Here is a 17,772-nt window from a genome sequence, read left to right as displayed (position 1 = left end):
ATCGTGTTCCACACGCACGTCACCGACTACGGCCTCCACCAGATCGCCTGGATCATGGTCGGCATCAGTGTCGCCCTGATCATCATGAGTGTCGTCGATCGCTCGCTGTCCCGCGACCCCGACGCTGACAGCGGCCACGTACAGCACCCGTCACGTCTTCCCCGCCCTCGGTGAAACCGGCGCCACAGCCGAGATCCTGGGAGTACGCCGAGTGCACCGTAGCCGGCTCCGACCAGTTCCATCGCGGTATCGACGATCAGCTGTAGCACACGGAAAGGTCCACGTCCCGGGCGAGGACCGCTTCATACAGGTCATGCAGCCGCTCCTGTGCCCGGCCCAGTGTTCTGAGCTGCTCGGCAATCTGCTCAAGCTCGACGCCCAGGCGCAGACGGCTGGCCTGACTGGACTGATCCGACGGTCCGGGCTCGTCCGGTTTCCCTGCCGTCACCGGTGCCTGTCACGCAATCTGTACACCCCACGGACTCCTGATACGGCCGTGATCAACAGTTCGCACGGCATGACCCGCCAAACGGCCCAACACCAGGCATTACGCCGAACGCGGGATGCCACACATGGTCGGAGCAAGTGGCTCGTGATCAACTTGTCGAGATGTGGCTCCCGCAGCAGGAAGGGACCCGGCGTACTCGGCGCCACCCCGAGCAGCCCTTCGGGCCGTTCGGCCGCTGGCACGACGGGCGGGCGCCCGAACGGGCAATGCAAGGATCTTCAGGCGGCTGCGAGTGAGGCCGGCTGCTGTCCAACTGGCCCAGGAGAGGGATCGCGGCCGTGATGAGCGGCATGCAAACGGAGCACACCGATGATGAACCCCCTGGTGACCTTGTGTGTACCTTCTCCATCGATCTTGTCGATAGGCGGCACGGTGACCTGATGACACCTATGCGCGTCGCCACCGGACACCAGATTGTTCGTAGGCTATGAGCGAACAGCGATAAAATTACCCAAATCGGCGGCCTGTGCGACCTTGGGAGCGGCACGGTGGCAAGGTCACCTGAGGAACGCGGAGTCACGCACAGTGCTGGTGCGCGGGGCAGGTGGCTGCCCATGCTGCCTGCTCTGCTGCTGGTCATCGGCCTGCTCGTCGGCCTGTTCACACCCCGCGCTGTCAGGCCGAATGCCCTCCTCATCACGGCCATGGTGTCCGCCGCCGCGCTGCTGCCCCTGTGGGGGACCGTGCTCATCGGAGTGGGCGCGTGTGCCATCTTTGTCGGCCTGATGGCGGACTTCAATGATCTGCGGGATGCGACCGCTTACTCCGAGCTGGCCACCCTCGGGGCGATTGCGGCGTTCTCCGTCTTCTTCAACCGCATGCTCCACCGCCACGCCCATCAGCTGGTTCAGGTCCGCTCGGTAGCCGAGACCGCCCAGATGGCGGTGCTGCATCCGGTACCGCGACACCTCGGGCACGTCACGCTCGAGAGCCTGTACCTGGCCGCCGCGGCGGAAGCCCGGATCGGCGGCGACCTGTACGAGGCGATACACACCCCGCACGGCGTACGGCTGCTCATCGGCGACGTACGCGGCAAGGGCCTGCTCGCGATCCAGACGGCCGCGACGCTGCTCAGCGCCTTCCGCGAGGCCGCCCACGACGCGCCCGACCTGCCCCACCTCGCGCGCCGCCTGGAGACGAGCATGAGCCGCCACGCCTCCCAGTACCCGGGGGTCCCGGGCTCGGAGATCTCTGAACGTTTCATCACCGCTCTCCTCGCCGAGATCCCGGACGATGAACCGGTCGTCCGGACCCTCACCTGCGGCCACCCGCCCCCGCTGCTGCTGCACCGCGGCGAGGTCCGGGAGCTGCAGCCCGCTGCTCCCTCGCCGCCGCTCAACCTGGGTATGTGGGTGCGCGACGGGTACCACGTCGACCTCGCCCCCTTCCATCCCGGAGACCAGCTCCTGCTGTACACCGACGGGGTCACCGAGACCCGCGACCGCTCCGGCGCCTTCTACCCCCTCGCCGAACGCATCCGCTCATGGAGCGGCGAGACTCCCCGCCAGCTCCTCGACCATCTCCACCGCGACCTGATCGCCTACAGCGGCGGCAAGCTCGACGACGACATCGCCGCCCTCGTCGCCCGGCGGCACCCGATCCGCTGAGCCTGAGATGACCCGTTCGAGGTGCTTGAAGCCGGGGTCAACCCTCGCGTGCCCTACAACTCGCCCCGAACGTCTCAAGCGGACCTGGCAGGTGTACCACCAGCTCGGCTGCGTTCTGCTGTGTGGCTCGTATGAGGCCGACCGCGACCTGGGCGCCTTCTGCACCCGGTGCGGCTGGACCGTCCACGCCCCTTCATGCTCGACCGCGCCGCCTGCCCTTCAGGCTCGGCGCCGGCGCTGACCAGTGCATGTTCACCCGCTGGCGCCCCCGCCGCTGATCTGCCTCGGCCGGGCCCCGGGCACCGCTGTTCCCCCGTACGAGCGCCGTACGTCGCCGGGGCCCGGCCGATCTGCGCCGGGCCGTAGGCTCGATGCCGTGGCAGACATCAAGAACACCCAGGGCTTCAAGGCCCTCCTTGCGCAGACCGAGGCCGAGTTGCTCACCCGCGGCCTGGACGTCGTGCCCGTCGGGGTGCACAACGTGGTCGCCCACGCGGTGAACACCGTCGCCGAGCGCATGGGCATCCAACCCCGCTCTGCCCTGCGGTACATCGACCCCTCGGTCATCGCCGACCAGATCGCCAAGGCCGGCGCGGAGTCCACCGACGGCCCACTTCTCCGGCTGCTCCTCGAACAGGTCAGATCGCCGGCCTGCTCGGTGTAGACCCGCTTGATCCGCGCTACGTCGGCATCGGCCAGGACGTGCGGCTTGGCACGAGCCTCCTCCAGCGTCTCCAGATGCTCCCGCACGTCGACCGCGCAGCGCCGGGTGTGGTCGATGAAGAACTCCAGCTTGCTGATGGGGTGCCACACCCGCTCGGGCATCGCGCGGGTTCCACCTCGCGTACGACTACATGCCCGGCGACCCTAACCCCAAACGACAGCCCGTCGCCGGTCTTCCACGCAAGCCCCCCGATCGGGCATCCGACCTGCTACGCAACCATGATCAATCTCAGTGCCAACGGCTGTTCCACGTCGACCTGGACGAGGTCGACCTCTTGGTCCTTGACCCAGCGGCCGCCGACGTGGCCACTGTGGATGCGGTAGTCGATGGTGCTGTCGTTCTTGACGTACATCTCGTACTGCCAGCCGTTGGCGTAGGTGCAGATGAAGCGGTGGCCGACGATGCCGGAGAGGTCCTGCAGGGGGATCGGCTGCTCGACTGTCGTGGTGAGGCTTCCGTTGTTAGCCATGACTTCATTTTGTCATAAAACTATTTTGCGGCAAAATCGGCTCTTCGGCAGAATGGCGCCATGGGGATGAGTGACGCGGACACCGCAATGGAGTTCGGCCGACTGCTGGGCCCGCTGCGGCGGGCCGTCCTGCGGCGGACGCGGACCGCGGAAGACCTGCCTGACCTGCCGGAGGCACAGATCGAGCTGCTGCGGGTGCTGGCGGCGGCTGGTTCGGCGACCCCTCGGGAGGTCGCCGAACGGCTGCGCGTCGCACCCTCCACGGTCAGTAACCTGGTCCGCGTGATGACCGCCACGGCCCTGGTCGAACGCGGTCCCTCCGGTACCGATCTGCGCACCGTACGGCTGGCACCCTCGCCGCGAGCGCTGGAGCTGCTGAACCAGTACGACCGGGCGAGCACCGGCGCGCTGCGAGAGGCGGTGGAGGCGCTGCGCCCGCAGAGCCGCGACGCGCTGCGCGCGGCCATACCCGCGATAGCAGAGCTGCTGGCCGAGATGGAGTACAAGGCCAGTTCCTGAAGTTTCGCGGAGGGCGGTGCGGGCCTGCTCGCCGTCGAGCAGCAGGGCGAACTCATGGAAGGCGACGTCCATGACGTCGTCGGGCGTCGCCCGCTCACCCTCGGGTGCGTGGCGGGCGCATGACCCACGTCACGGCGTCCGTACGAGAAACGGGCCTTCGGCTGCCGGAGACCATGCCGATGCGCGATGATCGCCACTCGGACGTCGAACGGCGAAGCAGGAGACGAGTCATGGCCAGGGGCATACGGATCACGGCGAGGCACGCGACAGGCTCGCGAGCGAGCTGAAGAAGGCGTACGAGGCGGGGCGAGCATCCGATCCCTGGCCGAAGACACCGGGCGTTCCTACGGGTTCGTCCACCGCATCCTCACCGAGGCCGGCGTCGTCCTGCGCGGCCGGGGCGGCGCACCCCGGAGCCGGCCCGGCGCCTGAACACCAAACGCACCCCGTGTCGGTGTCACCAAGGCCCGCAGGTGCGGGAACGATGCGTCTCATGCAGCCCCTGCCCACACCCTGCCCCGCCGACCTGATCCCGGACGCGACGGGCCAGGAGCCGTTCAACGCCGCGTACCAGGCGGCCAGGTAACAGCAGGCCGTGTTCGTCGCCGTCGAGCGCCTCGGGCTGCACTGGACGCTCAAGGCCGACGCGCTCACCGCCCCGCAGCACGCCATCGACGCACCCGTGTACGACGCCGTCCGGACCGCGGTGATCCATCTGATCCGCTCCCGCGAGATCCGCCCCGACTCCTGCGCCGGACCCGTCTACTTCGTGCTGTACGACGTGGAGAGCGAGCAGCGGGCCCGCGAACTGGCCGCCGCACTCCACGCGGCCCTCTACGAACACCTCGCACCACTGACCCACGCTATCCCGGCAACCCCGACCTGGCCCCAGTCCCATCCCCGCCGCGGCAGATGTTGTCCGCGCGGACGCCCGCAGAGTCGGAGGTGAGGTCGAACTCCACCGGCTCGCCCGCGCTCAACGTCCCATCCCCAGGACCTCGAACCGCTGACCGGTACGCCACGGCCTACTCGACCGCCGACTGCGAGTCTCCAGGCCACGCTCACCGTCTCCATCCACGAATCCTTGTGATGAACTCATTGGCAGCACGTGCGAAGGGCTTCCAGCGCCTGCCGCCGTATCTGCCGAGGGCCTCGGCCAACTCAGCCCGCTGCTCCGGCGTCATCGGGCCCAGGACGCAGACCGGGACTTCTGGGAAGCTTTCGGGGGGAGACATCTTCGGATAGGGCCATCCCGCCGGCTTCAGCAAGGGAGGCTCGGAGCCTGGCATGAATGTCAGGTAGAGCACGGTGAACTGGTAGAGACCCCAGTTCCGGAACTCCCTGATGGAGATGTACAAGATCCGGTCCCAAGTGAATTCACGGCGCTCTGTGGAGTCGGTGGTCATGATGTATTTCGGGCCAACGTGCAAGACCCAGCCCGATCTCACCTCAGGCACTGCAAACTTCTTTGTTCCGAACCATCCCGCGAACGTCTGCGAAGACCGAGGATTGGGGGGCTTCACGGCATAGGTGTCCAGAGGTTCTTTGCCCGTCCAGACCGCCTCGAACGGGCTGTCGTCCGGGGGCTTCTGGCCCGTCCGCCAACCGCGCAGCCTCTCCAGCGCGGCAGCGGCAGTCAGACGCTTTGGGGGGTCCTTGTCCAACAGGCCGAAGATCAACGGTTCGAGACCGCCGGCCTTCTTCATCGGCGGCGGCGGCTGCGTAGCCACCGCGCCCAGGGTTGCAGTGTCCGTTTCACGCCGGAACGGGGATTTGCCCTCGGCTGCGCGGTAGAGCGTGACGCCGAGGCCGAACAGGTCACTCGCGGGCCCGGCCTCCGCGCCGTTGATGCGCTCGGGGGCAAGGTATTCCGGCGTCCCGATGACGTTGCCGACGGTGGTGAGGCGGGTGTCGTCTTGGTGGGCGGCGATTCCGAAGTCGGTCAGGAGTATCCGGCCGTCGTCGGCCAGCATGATGTTCGCCGGTTTCACGTCCCGGTGGACCACCCTGGCCTTGTGGGCCGCGTTCAGCGCTTTCAGCATCGCCTCCGCGACATCGGCCACCTCCTTCGGCGGCAGCGAGCCCTGCGCCAGCCGGTCTGCCAGCGAACCGCCGCGGACCAGCTCCATCACGATCCACGGCCGATCGTCCTCGATGACGACGCTGTAGACCGGCACGATGTGCGGATGACTGCGCAGCTTCGCGGCGTTGCGGGCCTCCCGCGCGGCGTATTCGAGCCGCCGGGAGTGCTCGGCCGGGTCGATGGCGGGAGGGAACCACACCTCCTTGACCGCCACATCGACGTCCAGATGTTCGTCGTGGGCCTGCCAGATGCGGCCGAAGCCGCCTCCAGCCAGCTCGCGTACCAGACGGTATTGGTTGGCGATGCGCCGTTGTGGGCTGCTCATCCGGCCGGCGCCGTTCCGGCCGCTTCCTCGGGTCTGCCACCGGGATCGTCGGCGCACCCTGGGGGCATGGGCACGATGGTGGCGATGGCCCGGCCGTGGTCGGTCAGGACGATGGGCTCACGGGTGGTGGCGACCCGGCGGGCGAGGTCGCCCAGGATCGGCCGCGCACGGGTAATCGATACCGCCTCGGTCATGAATGTAGTTTGACGAAGTGTCATGAATGGAGGAAGGGATCGGAGCGATCGCCACCAGATGGCCCCCGCATCCTCGGCCGGTTTGGCGGTGTCGACGGGCCTACACGCTGGGCATCGCCCGTCCTGGACAGGTCGGCGCTCCCCTTCTTGACCGGCTAGCGGAGCGGCGGGACGCACGCGAGACGCTCATGATCCTCCTGCGCCGTCGCGCTACCCGCAGGGGTAACTGACGATTCGTCTCAGTACGTGCAGCCGACTCCAGTCATCCGTGCAGCCGACTTCGGAGGCTGACATCGCGCCGCCGCGAACCCCCTGATTCCGCGGGTTCATTGGACGCGTCGGCAGCCTGTCATCAATCGTTTGCCGATGGGCGATTTACTACCACGCCCGGCGGTGCGAGGTCATGATGTCTACATGCCAACTACGCGCAACGCCCGGCTGCCCGATCCCGACGTCGCACGCAGGGTGATCAGCGAAGCCGTGCCGGAGTTCGGAGCACGCATCGCCGCGCAGGCGTCGGTTCGCGCGGCGGCCCTGCGCCCTTTCCTGGAGCGGCGAAGGCTGCGAGCGTCCAGGGGGGAGGCGGAAGATCTCATGTCCGACATCAACGAGTGGGGCGGCGACATGTCGGTGATGCTCTGGCGCTTCTTTCCTCCTGGGGATCCTGGCAGTTCGGTTTGCACCGCTGGAATCTCGGAGGCGGTCTGGCCAATCGCCAAAGTCCTGAACCGGGACGGGCACGAGCGGCTCAGGAGGGCATCCGACGGCGAGTTGTCATCGATCCTCGACAAGCTTCACGCAGGCCTGGTCACGCTAGCGAACAGCCGGGGAAGGTCAGTCCCGCGTCCAGTCCTCCCAGCCCAGCACCCGCCCAAGTTCGCCCGGCTCCGCGAGGATGCCGCTGCGGAGGCAGTCGCCGATCAGCTCGCCCAGCTCGTAAACGAGGGCGTTGAGCTCTACGAAGCGGCGGGGAAGGGCAGTCCGCCCGGCTCGGTACGAGGTGCTCGGAACTGGAGCCGCTTCGAGCACATACTTGAACCGTTCCTCACCGCAGAGGTCCGCCGGCGGTACCAGGCGTCGACCTACGGGTTCGGTTGCGCGGAGCTGCTGGCGACCGGCCAAACCCCGTGGCCGACCATCAACAAGCGACGACAACGGGAGTTCCGGGAGATTGCCGCCGGAATCGCCCCTCGGGTCCACGCGGCCTATGTTGGGATCGCGATCAACTACCTTGCGGAGGTACTGGAGCTCATGCCTGACTACGCGGAGGCGTCCGGCCAGGGAAAGCGGCGAGACCCGGTCACTGTTTACGGCAACGTCGGGGCGATCCACAGCGAGGTGAACAACAGCCACATCTCCGTAGCCGACACGGTCACCAGCATCGGCGCGACCATCACGACCATCGCGGACCGCGGGGAGACTGACGTCGCGGCCGCTCTTCGCGGCCTAACCGAGGCCATTCAGCAAGCACCGGAGCTTGCTGAAGATCGCCGTGCCCAACTCCTCGACAGCGCCGCCGATATTGCCGACGCGGCGGTAGCTCCGGAAGAACCCCGCAGGCTCAACCGTGCCAGGAACGCGATGGCTGCGATCACCGCCGCCGCTGGAGCATCATCGCAAATTGCTCAGGCTGTCGATGCCTGGCATCAGGCCGCCGGCCATCTCCTTTGACCAACGGCCGTCACCGCTGGTACGGGCGGCTGGGCCTGGAGCCGGTGCCGGCGAAGGTCGAGGGGGTGCACTCGAAAGCGAAGCGGCCCCACCGCCGGAACCGGCACTGGACACGGCCGCTCCGCGGCATCCGGCTCCGGCGCAGCCAGGGCCTCGGCCAACTCCACACGGGCAATGGCCCGCCGCTCCAACACCGCCTCTGCTTCCGCCAGTTCGCCCAGAACCCGGTCCGCCTCCGTGCGCGGCTCATCGACCCGCACCCGCGCCGACATCAGGCCGCGTCACGCCGTCACGTCGTCGTCTCGGCAGCCCGGAACGTCCGGCGGTAGGCGTTCGGCGAGACGCCGATCGCGGCGCGCACGTGCTGGCGCAGTGAGGCGGCCGTGCCGAACCCGGCACGCTCGGCGATGTGGTCGATCGGCAGGTCAGTGGCCTCCAGCAGGTGCCGGGCCAGGTCCACGCGCTGCCGGATCAGCCAGTCGACCGGCGTCATCCCGACTTCCTGGCGGAACCTGCGGCTGAAGTTCCGCACGCTCATCCGGGCGTGGCCGGCCAGTTCCGCCAACGCGATCGGCTGGTCGAGCCGCGCCATGGCCCAGGCCCGGGTGGCCGCGGTCGCGGCCGAGGGGTCGGCCGGCACCGCCCGCTCGATGAACTGCGCCTGCCCGCCTTCGCGCCAGGGCGGCACCACGCAGTAGCGCGCGGCACCGTTGGCGACCGCGCTCCCATGGTCCTGCCGGACGATGTGCAGGCACAGGTCGACACCCGCCGCGACCCCCGCGGAGGTCAGCACGTCACCGTCGTCCACGAACAGCACGTCCGCGTCCCACTTCACCGCCGGGAACAGCTCCTGGCAGCGCTGAGCCTCCTGCCAGTGCGTCGTCGCCGGACGGCCGTCGAGGAAACCGGCCGCGGCCAGCGGGACCGCGGCCGTGCAGAGCGACACGACCCGCGTGCTCGGCCGCAGTGTCCGCAGCGCCGCGGCCAGCGGTTCGAGCACGGAGTCGGCCGCGGCGTCCTCGGGATCCCACTGGAACGGCGCGACCACCACGGTGTCCGCGGCGGCCAGCGCCTCGGCGCCGTGGGCGACCACGAGGTCGAAGTCCTCGGCGGTGCTGACCGGTCCGCCGTCCAGCGAGCAGGTGGCCACTTCGTAGAGGCGCTCGCCGTCCGGGCCGCGCGCCGCGCGGAAGACCCGCGCGGGAATGCCGAGCTCGAAGGGATAGACGCGGGGGAACGCCAGGACGACGACGCGGTGCACGGCCATGGCCAGATCCTTGCACACATTGGCCATCCGGCCAATGTTGCGGCGTCGGCGCAGGCAGCAGGCTTGGTCACGTCCCGCCCGCCCGGGCACCAGCCAGCATGAAGGAGCACACTGATGCGCGCCATGAGCCAGCACACCCTCGGCGAGCCCGACGTCCTGACGCCCGTCGAGCTCGACCGCCCGGTCCCGGGCCCCAACGAGGTCCTCGTCCGGGTCCACGCCGTCGGCGTCAATGACACCGACTGGCGGCACCGCAGGACCGGCCTCTACCTCGGCGCTCCGCCGTTCGTCGTCGGCTGGGACGTGTCCGGCGTGATCGAGGCCGTCGGCCGCGGCGTCACCCTGCACCAGCCCGGGGACGAGGTCTTCGGCATGCTCGACTACCCCCGCGGCGCCGGCGGCTACGCCGAATACGCCGTGGCGCCGGCCCGGAACCTCGTCCGCAAGCCGTCGACCATCGACCACGTGCATGCCGCCGCGCTGCCGGTGGCCGGCCTCACCGCGTGGCAGGCCCTGGTCGACACCGCCGACGTCCAGCCCGGTCAGCGGGTGCTGATCCACGCCGCCGCCGGCGGCACCGGCCACGTCGCCGTCCAGGTCGCGAAGGCCCTCGGCGCATACGTCATCGGCACGGCCAGCGCGGCCAAGCACGGCTTCGTCCGCGGTCTCGGCGCCGACGAAGTGATCGACTACCACACAGTGGATTTCGCCGAGGCGGTGAGCGCCATCGACTTCGTCCTGGACGGCGTCGGCGGCGACTACTGCATCCGCTCCCTGCGCACCATGCGCCGCGGCGGCACGCTCGTCGCCATCGTGTTCCCGCGGGACCAGGACTTCGAACCGGTGGCGAAGCAGCGGGGCGTCCGCGTCGCCGAGCTCACCGTCGAAGCCGACCGGACCGGCCTGCAGGCCGTCGCCGCGCTGATCGAACAGGGACGGTTGCGCGCCGAGATCGACAGCGTCCTGCCGCTGGCGCAGGCCGCCGAGGCTCATCGTCGGGGCGAGACCCGGCGCACGACGGGCAAGATGGTGCTCACCGTCGCCGAGTGAGCTTGGCATTTAAGGGAGGGTGTCGTTGTAGAAGTTCGCGGTCACGCCCCGGGCGAACTCCAGCTGGTCGTCCTCCAGGTGCGCGAGGTGCTCGGCGACCGAGGCGCGGTCCCGCGCAGCGTAGGCCCGCCACAGATCGTGAGCCCGCCACGATGCCCCGTTCATCCGGGGGTCGGTGAGGTCACGGCACACTTCCCGAACCGCGGGGTTGACACAGCAGCGGCCGCCTCGACGGGGGATGCGAGACGGCCGCTGGAGCCAGTGTGGCACGGAGGCCTCGAGTGCGGGGCAGGCCGCCGGCCTTCCTCGATCAGGGCCGCGCAGGGGCACGACGGTAGCCGTCCGACGCCGGCACGGCGTCGCGGTCGGCTCCGGGACGGAGGCTGCCGCGGCGGAGCCAACCTTCCCGAGGCGCCAAGTCAGCAGGAGGGTTCGCGCCGGTTCTGCTCGTGCTTCGGCTCGCGCGCGGCACTGACACCGCGCAGGCGCTCGGTGACTTCGGGCAAGTGCTCGAGAGCCACGGTCACCAGCGCGCCCATGACGTGGGGCGCCCAGCTTGAACTCGTCGCGTAGAGCAGCCACAGCGCGGTCCAGATCCTCTGCGGTCTCCTTCGGTAGTTCCCAGCGCCGCGTGGCAACGGTCTCTGCCCTCTCGGCCAGTAGCTTGGCGCGAAGCGCAGCCACGGCCGCGTCATTTGCGCCGGTGCGCTTGGCATGCTCAAGCTCTTTGGCTGCTTTGGCCTCCGTTGCTGCCTGGGGGTCGTCCAGGCAGGTGCAGCCCAGACGTCGCGCGGCTGCGAGCCTGAGTTCCTTCCTGCGACTGTCCAGCTCGTTACGGAATGGCTGGAGCGCCCTGCTCAAGTCGGTGGGTGCCTGCGTGCTCCAACTGGGCCGGCTGAACGCGTAGAGGAGCTTCGTCCAGTCCCCTGCCGCGTAGGCCTTCATGACCGGCCGGTACGAGCCGCTCGCTCAACGACACCACGCGAAGATCATCAGTGGTACCGGTCTTCCACGCCTCGATGACCAGATCTGACGCCTGAGACCCCTCAACTCCTGTGCACCGCATGGGGTTTGTGTGATCCTAGCCCGTTGCCGGCACAGGAGTGGGAAGATCACCGCCTGACGGGAGAAACACGTGGACACTTCGGTCCCCGACGGGGATCGAGGACCGGAAGGGAAACCGACGTGGTGCTGGACATCGTTAGGCTGTCCGTCAGCGGCGGCGCAGCGGAGAACGCCGACCTGGCCGGCTGGCTGGACGAAGAGGACGCCCTGCGCGGGCACGTGCGACGTGTGGCCGGACCTGTCCCCGACGGGGCTCTCGGCGGGGAGCTGCAGCAGTTGGTGGTGGGCCTGACCTCCAGCGGGGTCACGACGGCCGTGGCCAGCGTGGTCGTGGCCTGGCTGAGGCGTCGTACCGGAAGCGTGTCCGTACGCGTCTCGGGGCGGGACGGTTTCGAGCTCGAAGTGCACGCGGATCAGGTCCGGAACATGGACGCCGGGCAACTGCGCGCCCAGGTCGACCAGTTAGTGTCGGCGGCGTGGCCCGACGGTGCCGGGCGGGAGCCGGGCGAGGGCGCCGACGGTGAGTGAGGTCGACGACACTCCCGCCGGGGCGGACTTGGGCGCGCTGGCCCGGCCGGGATCACGCGTCCTGCTCGTGGGGACCGGCTCCCACGCGCCCGGATCGCCGTTGCCCTCCGTTCCCGCGGTGGAACGGTCGCTGAGGGCGCTGGCCGCGGCTCTGCGGGAGCGCAGCGGCATGCCGGACGAGAACCTGCGTGTCCTGGTAGATCCGTCCAGCCCGCTGGAGTTCGGGGAGGCGGTCGACCGGGCGGCGGCGGAGGCGTCGGACGCCTTGCTGGTGCACGTCGTCGGCCATGGTCTGGTGGGGGCCGACAACGGGCTGTACCTGGCGACGTGTGCCACCGACGACCTGCTGGACGGCCTCTCCTACAAGGCGCTGGCGTACCAGGCGCTGCGTCAGGCTGTCCAGCGCAGCAGCGCTCGTGCCGTCGCGGTCACCCTGGACTGCTGTTTCTCCGGCCGCGCCGAAGGCCCGCTGGGGCCGCCCGCACTGGACGCGGTCTTCGAGCAGACTCTCGTGCGCGGCGGCTTCCTGCTGGCCTCCACCGCGCGCGAGGAGCACGGACTGGCCCGCTCCGGCGAAGAGTTCACCGCGTTCACCGGTGCCCTGATCCGGCTGCTGCGCAACGGTGATCCCATCGGGCCCGAGCAACTGACACTCGATCACGCCTACCGCCACCTCAACCGGGTGCTGCCCGAGCAAGGCGCCCCGAGGCCACGCCGGCACAGCAGCGACCAGGCCGGGGAACTGGTCCTGGCCAGAAACCCCGCCTACCACCCCCGCCGCCCGGCGCTACCTGCCGAGGAACCACGCGCCTCGGGTGCCGAGAAGGTCGCGGCACCGTGCCCCTTCCGGGGTCTGCAGTCCTTCGGAGCCGAGGACGCCCGGTACTTCTTCGGCCGGGACGAGGCGGTCGCGGACGTCACCCACCTTGTTCGCGGCGGCGGTCTGATCGCGGTCGTGGGGGCATCCGGCAGCGGAAAGACGTCCCTGCTGCGCGCCGGGGTGATCCCAGCGCTGGAGGCGCGCTCCGAAGGGTGGAGGGTCGCCACCATGAAGCCCGGCACCGACACCCCGACGACACCGCTCGCGCAGTACTCCGCCGCGCTCGCCGGCCACGACCGGGCCATGCTGCTAGTCGACCAGTTCGAGGAACTCTTCACCGCGGACGCCACGGAGGACGAGCGTGAACGGTTCGTCACCGGCCTCGCGGCACTCGCCGGCGGCCCGACCACCGTCGTCATCGCCGTCCGGGCCGACTTCTACGAGGCGTGCACGCGCTACCGAGCGCTGGTCAGGGCCCTGGAGGGCCGTCAGGTGGTCGTCGGCCCCCTCACCCCTGAACAGTTGCGGGAGGTGATCGAACGGCCGGCCAAGGCCGCCGGGCTGTCCCTGGAGGAGGGGCTGGCCGACACACTGCTCCACGACGCCCGGGTGTACTACGCCGGAGAGCACACTGCCGTACTGCCGCTGCTCTCGCACGCGCTGCTGGCCACCTGGCAGCAGAGGTCGGGCACCCGGCTCACCCTGTCCGGGTACCGGGCCACCGGCGGAATCGACGAGGCGGTCGCCCGCACCGCGGAAGAGGCGTACAAAGCCCTGGACCCCGGGGACCGGACCCACGTGCGCGGCCTGCTGCTGCGGTTGGTGCGCCTGGGCGAGGGCGTGGAGGACACCCGCCGCAGACTGCTCCTGGGCGACCTGGCCGCCCCCTGCCACCTCGATGCGGCCCGGCGGGTCCTGCGGGCCCTGGCCGAGGCCCGCCTGGTCACCGTGGACGCGGACAGCGCCGAGATCACCCACGAGGCGCTGCTGTACGCCTGGCCGCGGCTGCGCGCATGGATCGAGGAGGACCGGGCCGCCCTGCTCACCCTCCAGCAGCTCTCCGACGCCGCGCGCGCCTGGGACCAGGCCGGACGGCAGGATACGGATCTGTACCGCGGGCCCCGCCTGGACGCGGCCGCCCAGGCGGCGACCGGGCAGCAGGCGAACGACGGCACGGACGGCGTCCTGGGCCCGGTCACCCGCGACTTCCTGGACCGCAGCCTGGAAGACCGGGACAGGCAGCAGCACGCGGCGCGGCGTGCTCGGCGCACCCGCCGTGCGGTGACCGCCGTGGTCTGCGCCCTGGCCCTACTGGCCTCCGTGGTGACCTTCATCTCCGTGCGCGAACACCGGCAGGCCGCGCACCAGGCCGCCCTGATCCGCTCCACCGACCTGGCGGCCGAGGCGAGCGCGCTCAGTGCCACCGATCCGGGTCTGGCTGCCCAACTCGCCGTCGCCGCCTACCGTTCCGCACCCACCCAGGACGCCACCACCCAGCTCTACACCGCGCTCGCCACGCCACTGGACCGTGTCGTCGGCGACACCGGCCACGAGGTCCTGCGGATCGTGACCCGACCGGACAGCGATCTGGCCGCGGCCGTCAGTACCGACGGCTCCGTGCGTATCTGGGACCTGGTCACCCCCTCCACGCCGGTCCTGAAGGCCACGCTCCACACTGCGGGAGCGGCGGCGATCGCTCTCGCGCCGCGCGGCAGAATGCTGGCGGGCATCTGCCCCACCGCGCATGACCTGTGCCTGTGGAACCTGGCCGACCCTCGCCAGCCCAGCGTCGCCGGGCGCCTGCCACGACCCGCCGACATCCCGCGCGGCCATCTCCAGATCAACTCGATGGCCGTCAGCCCGGACGGGACGCTGCTGGCCGCGGCATCGCCGATCGGCACCACACTGGTCTGGTCGATCACCGAGCCCGCGCACCCCCGTCTCGTCGCCGAACTGCCGACCCCGACCAGCAGGAAGCCCGAGGACGCGCTGAGCGCGGTCGCGTTCTCCCCACGCGGCACCCTGCTCGCCACCACCATCCTGGGCGGCAAGACCCGGCTGTGGAACCTCTCCCGTCCCTCCGCACCGGCCGCCACGGCCACGATCGCCAACGGATACGACGCGGTGGCCTTCAACGCCGACGGCACGCTGCTGTCCGCGGTCGGGGACAGCGACTTCGGTCTCTGGAGAACCGACAACCCGTCCAAGCCCCGATCGGTCAAGGTCGACCAATATGCCTTCTCCGGCTCGGATCTGACGAGCCTGATGGCGGTGGCCTTCAGCCCGGACGGGGCCGGCCTGGCGGTCAGCGGCCTGGGCAGCTACCACAACAATGGCCAGATGTGCCTGCTCAGCCTCTCCCCGGCGAGGCTGACAAACTCGGCGTCGCCGATATGCACCCCGACCGGCTTCGGCACCCTGGCCCTGGCCTACACGCGCGCAGGCGCTCTCCTGAGCGGAGGCCCCGACGGCGTGGTGCGGTCGTGGCGCACCGCTCTGCCTCGGGCCGAGGACGTCGGCTCCATGTATCTGTCCGCTTCATGGGACTTCAGCCGCAGCGGACACCTGATGGCGGCGCCCGTCTCCTCCTCCCCGTCCATCGGCATCTGGGACTCCCCCGTCCCGCGCCGCATCGCCACGGTCAAACTCTCCGACGAGGTCCAGCAGGCGCAGTTCATCGGCCCGTCCGACACGCTGCTGAGCGTCGCGCATGATGGCCGGGTCCAGCTGTGGGACCTGCGCGATCCACACCATCCGGTACAGGGCGCGTCCCTGGGCACGGCGAACTTCCCCGCCGACGGGGGCTTCATCGTCTCTACGGGTGTCTTCGCGGACAGAGCGGGTGATCTGGTCACGGTCCCCGGCGGCGACGGCCGCGTGCACCTGTGGCACATCACCGACGCGCGCCACGCGGCCGAGGCCGGTTCCTTCCGCCTGCCCCACCCTGGCGACTGGAGCGGCATCCTGAACGACGGCCGCACCGCCCTGGTCGCCACCCGGAAGGGCATCGAGTGGTGGGACACCAGTGACCCCCGGCATCCGGTCCACGGCGACACCACACGGCTCGCGCACGCGAACGAGGAGAACCTGATCGCCCAGGGCAACGTGGTGGCCGTCGCGACCCCGCAGCAGTCCGCGTCCAGCGGCGCCGACGCCATCCGCCTGTTCCAGGTCTCGGCCGGCAAGGTGCGCGCGTCGAGCAGCGTCCCAGGGCCCATCGGCACGGTGGTGCAGATGAGCGACGACGGCCGACTGCTGGCAGCCACCGGCAGCAGCGACGGCACTGTGCGCCTCTGGGACATCAGCGACCCCCGGCAGCCGCGCCCCCGCGCCACCGTCCGCGTCCCCCAGAAGACCGAGGGCATCGCGCTGGATCCGCACAACCGCTTCATGGCCGACTGGAACGGGAACGACGGGATCCAGCTGTGGGACATCCATGACCCGGCCCGGCCGGTCCTCAAGGCAACCATCCCGACTCCGCAGTACGACGAGGGCGCCGCACAGCTCGAGTTCCTCTCGTCGGGCAGCGCACTCGCCGTCGCCCGCAGGGACGGGGTCTCCTTCTTCAGCTCGGACCTCGCCGGTCTCGCCGACAGGGTCTGCTCCTACACCGGAAAGTCCATGCCCGAGACGCAGTGGCACAAGTACGTCCCCGGCATCCCCTACCGCGACCCGTGCCCGAGCCATGAGCAATGAAGTCGGCGCCGGCGTGTGCAGTCCCGTCGTCGCCACGACTGCCGACTGCAGCGCAACAGCGCCCAGCACATCCGAGTCGGCCAGTGAGGGCAGAACGTCCCGTTGTCCGGAGGCCGACGGTTGCGGCGTCGTCACCGACCAGCAGTGCACCTCCCCTCCTACTGTGGAGACCGTGACCGGAGGGATAGTTGGGGGTCATGGCATCCAGGAAGCGCATCTACGACGCCGAGTTCCGTGAGGGGGCGGTACGGATCGTGACGGAGACCGGGAAGCCGATTCCGGATGTGGCTGAGGATCTGGGTATCCACCCGGGGACGTTGCACAGCTGGGTGTCGCGGGCGCGGCGCAACGGATCGCCGTCGTCGGATCGGCCGGTGGTCGAGCCATCTCCCGGCGGTCGTCTGCGGGAGAGTGAGCGGGCGGAGCTGGAGCGGCTGCGGGCCGAGGCCCGGGAGAAGGACAAGCGCATCCGCGAGCTGGAGATGGAGCGTGATGTGTGCAAGCGATTCGTGGCCTTGTGGGTGAAGTAGCTGAGGCGGACCCGGCCGTCGCGGTCGGGGTGATCAGCAGCTGCAAGGCCGAGGAGGGTATTCCGTACCGCACCGCCTGCCGGGCGCTGGGTGTGTCCGAGTCGTGGTACTACAAGTGGCGTGACCGGCCACCGACCGCCCGGGAGGTGCGTCGACAGCAGCTGGCCGAGGAGATTGAGGAGATCTTTCACGGCTCGGGCGGCACCTACGGCTCGCCGAAGGTGTTCATCGAGCTGCTGCGCAGGGGCTGGCGGGTGTCGGTGAACACGCTCGCGAAGGTCATGGCCGAGCTCGGGCTCGCCGGACGGAAGGTGCGTCGCCGCCGGTCGCTGACGAGGCCGGGCAAGCGGCTGGCTGCTCCGGACTTCGTGCGCCGGGACTTCACCGCCGAGGAGACCGATCTCGTCTGGGCGGGCGATCTAACCGACGGGCCGCAGGACTTCCATCTGGTGCTCCTCGACAACGGCCGCACCGCGACCCTGGCCGACGAGGTGGGCCGGCAGGCGCTGTCCTGCATCCGCTGCTCGGCCTGCCTGAACGTCTGCCCGGTGTACGAGCGCACCGGCGGCCACGCCTACGGGTCGGTCTACCCCGGCCCCGTCGGCGCTGTCCTCACCCCGCAGCTCGTCGGCGTGGAGAACACGGCCTCGCTGCCCTTCGCCTCCACCCTGTGCGGGGCCCCCAACTCCGAACACCGCAGATCAGCAGCACCCTCA

Annotated in this window: 13 protein-coding genes and 4 pseudogenes; 12 read left to right on the top strand and 5 right to left on the bottom strand. The window is 69.8% G+C overall.

The features are described 5' to 3' along the window. The first annotated feature begins 1,062 nt into the window (after positions 1-1,062). The gene (locus BIV23_RS25890) at positions 1,063-2,115 is read left to right on the top strand and encodes a PP2C family protein-serine/threonine phosphatase (RefSeq protein WP_079173367.1); all 1,053 of its coding nucleotides are present in this window, start codon (positions 1,063-1,065) and stop codon (positions 2,113-2,115) included. A gap of 376 nt (positions 2,116-2,491) precedes the next feature. Then, positions 2,492-2,779: a hypothetical protein gene (locus BIV23_RS25885; RefSeq protein WP_071383368.1), complete on the top strand. Its 288-nt coding sequence runs from the start codon at positions 2,492-2,494 to the stop codon at positions 2,777-2,779. 310 nt (positions 2,780-3,089) lie between these two features. On the opposite strand, the pseudogene BIV23_RS25880 reads toward BIV23_RS25885, so the two are convergent. Beyond that, positions 3,090-3,308, bottom strand: a pseudogene (locus BIV23_RS25880) (phenolic acid decarboxylase); the annotation flags it as partial. A gap of 60 nt (positions 3,309-3,368) precedes the next feature. Between BIV23_RS25880 and BIV23_RS25875 the strand changes: the two are divergent. The 3 genes and pseudogenes from BIV23_RS25875 to BIV23_RS25870 all read left to right on the top strand — a co-directional run bounded on the left by BIV23_RS25875 (position 3,369) and on the right by BIV23_RS25870 (position 4,776). Beyond that, a complete protein-coding gene (locus BIV23_RS25875) occupies positions 3,369-3,827 on the top strand; it encodes a MarR family winged helix-turn-helix transcriptional regulator (RefSeq protein WP_245790641.1) in 459 nt (152 codons plus the stop codon). Positions 3,828-4,080: 253 nt separating this feature from the next. Beyond that, positions 4,081-4,259, top strand: a pseudogene (locus BIV23_RS52165) (helix-turn-helix domain-containing protein); the annotation flags it as partial. 163 nt (positions 4,260-4,422) lie between these two features. Continuing rightward, positions 4,423-4,776 carry a hypothetical protein gene (locus BIV23_RS25870; protein ID WP_071383367.1) on the top strand — a complete coding sequence of 118 codons (354 nt, stop codon included), beginning with the start codon at positions 4,423-4,425 and terminating at the stop codon, positions 4,774-4,776. A gap of 112 nt (positions 4,777-4,888) precedes the next feature. Here BIV23_RS25870 and BIV23_RS25865 read toward each other — a convergent pair whose 3' ends face one another. Beyond that, positions 4,889-6,235: a serine/threonine-protein kinase gene (locus tag BIV23_RS25865; RefSeq protein ID WP_071383366.1), complete on the bottom strand. Its 1,347-nt coding sequence runs from the start codon at positions 6,233-6,235 to the stop codon at positions 4,889-4,891. Beyond that, positions 6,232-6,429 carry a type II toxin-antitoxin system Phd/YefM family antitoxin gene (locus BIV23_RS25860; protein ID WP_071383365.1) on the bottom strand — a complete coding sequence of 66 codons (198 nt, stop codon included), beginning with the start codon at positions 6,427-6,429 and terminating at the stop codon, positions 6,232-6,234. Before BIV23_RS25860 ends, BIV23_RS25865 begins: the two co-directional genes overlap by 4 nt. Positions 6,430-6,843: 414 nt before the next feature. Between BIV23_RS25860 and BIV23_RS25855 the strand changes: the two genes are divergently transcribed. Then, positions 6,844-8,100: a hypothetical protein gene (locus BIV23_RS25855; RefSeq protein WP_071383364.1), complete on the top strand. Its 1,257-nt coding sequence runs from the start codon at positions 6,844-6,846 to the stop codon at positions 8,098-8,100. 289 nt (positions 8,101-8,389) lie between these two features. On the opposite strand, the gene BIV23_RS25845 is transcribed toward BIV23_RS25855, so the two are convergent. Further along, a complete protein-coding gene (locus BIV23_RS25845; RefSeq protein ID WP_218161879.1) occupies positions 8,390-9,394 on the bottom strand; it encodes a GlxA family transcriptional regulator in 1,005 nt (334 codons plus the stop codon). A gap of 87 nt (positions 9,395-9,481) precedes the next feature. Here BIV23_RS25845 and BIV23_RS25840 point away from each other — a divergent pair, with 87 nt between their 5' ends. Beyond that, positions 9,482-10,417 carry an NADP-dependent oxidoreductase gene (locus BIV23_RS25840; RefSeq protein ID WP_071383361.1) on the top strand — a complete coding sequence of 312 codons (936 nt, stop codon included), beginning with the start codon at positions 9,482-9,484 and terminating at the stop codon, positions 10,415-10,417. A 9-nt stretch (positions 10,418-10,426) separates the two neighbouring features. Here BIV23_RS25840 and BIV23_RS50515 read toward each other — a convergent pair whose 3' ends face one another. Beyond that, positions 10,427-10,582, bottom strand: a complete 156-nt coding sequence (locus BIV23_RS50515; protein ID WP_177240033.1) for a hypothetical protein — start codon at positions 10,580-10,582, stop codon at positions 10,427-10,429. Positions 10,583-11,605: 1,023 nt separating this feature from the next. Here BIV23_RS50515 and BIV23_RS25835 point away from each other — a divergent pair. From BIV23_RS25835 to BIV23_RS52155, 5 genes and pseudogenes are all read left to right on the top strand, one after another. Then, the gene (locus BIV23_RS25835) at positions 11,606-12,010 is read left to right on the top strand and encodes an effector-associated constant component EACC1 (RefSeq protein ID WP_143079115.1); all 405 of its coding nucleotides are present in this window, start codon (positions 11,606-11,608) and stop codon (positions 12,008-12,010) included. Beyond that, a complete protein-coding gene (locus tag BIV23_RS25830) occupies positions 12,003-16,526 on the top strand; it encodes a caspase, EACC1-associated type (RefSeq protein WP_071383360.1) in 4,524 nt (1,507 codons plus the stop codon). Before BIV23_RS25835 ends, BIV23_RS25830 begins: the two co-directional genes overlap by 8 nt. Before the next feature lie 197 nt (positions 16,527-16,723). Next, positions 16,724-17,056: a transposase gene (locus tag BIV23_RS25825; RefSeq protein WP_071383371.1), complete on the top strand. Its 333-nt coding sequence runs from the start codon at positions 16,724-16,726 to the stop codon at positions 17,054-17,056. Next, positions 17,023-17,367: pseudogene (locus BIV23_RS52160) on the top strand (IS3 family transposase); the annotation flags it as partial. The gene BIV23_RS25825 and the pseudogene BIV23_RS52160, both read left to right, overlap by 34 nt. A gap of 63 nt (positions 17,368-17,430) precedes the next feature. Next, positions 17,431-17,736 (top strand): annotated as a pseudogene (locus BIV23_RS52155) (4Fe-4S dicluster domain-containing protein); the annotation flags it as partial. Positions 17,737-17,772: the final 36 nt, after the last annotated feature.

Source organism: Streptomyces monashensis (genome assembly GCF_001866665.1).
In the GTDB taxonomy this organism is placed as follows: Bacteria; Actinomycetota; Actinomycetes; order Streptomycetales; family Streptomycetaceae; genus Streptomyces; species Streptomyces monashensis.
The sequence above is the reverse complement of the archived record's forward strand: the minus strand, read 5'-3'. Positions and strand labels throughout refer to the sequence as shown.

What these genes read in the sequence shown, in the direction of transcription:
- BIV23_RS25890 (WP_079173367.1), top strand. Translation starts at nt 1,063, where the DNA reads ATGCTGCCTGCTCTGCTGCTGGTCATCGGCCTGCTCGTCGGCCTGTTC.
- BIV23_RS25875 (WP_245790641.1), top strand. Translation starts at nt 3,369, where the DNA reads ATGGGGATGAGTGACGCGGACACCGCAATGGAGTTCGGCCGACTGCTG.
- BIV23_RS25865 (WP_071383366.1), bottom strand. Translation starts at nt 6,235, where the DNA reads ATGAGCAGCCCACAACGGCGCATCGCCAACCAATACCGTCTGGTACGC.
- BIV23_RS25860 (WP_071383365.1), bottom strand. Translation starts at nt 6,429, where the DNA reads ATGACCGAGGCGGTATCGATTACCCGTGCGCGGCCGATCCTGGGCGAC.
- BIV23_RS25855 (WP_071383364.1), top strand. Translation starts at nt 6,844, where the DNA reads ATGCCAACTACGCGCAACGCCCGGCTGCCCGATCCCGACGTCGCACGC.
- BIV23_RS25845 (WP_218161879.1), bottom strand. Translation starts at nt 9,394, where the DNA reads ATGGCCAATGTGTGCAAGGATCTGGCCATGGCCGTGCACCGCGTCGTC.
- BIV23_RS25840 (WP_071383361.1), top strand. Translation starts at nt 9,482, where the DNA reads ATGCGCGCCATGAGCCAGCACACCCTCGGCGAGCCCGACGTCCTGACG.
- BIV23_RS50515 (WP_177240033.1), bottom strand. Translation starts at nt 10,582, where the DNA reads ATGAACGGGGCATCGTGGCGGGCTCACGATCTGTGGCGGGCCTACGCT.
- BIV23_RS25825 (WP_071383371.1), top strand. Translation starts at nt 16,724, where the DNA reads ATGGCATCCAGGAAGCGCATCTACGACGCCGAGTTCCGTGAGGGGGCG.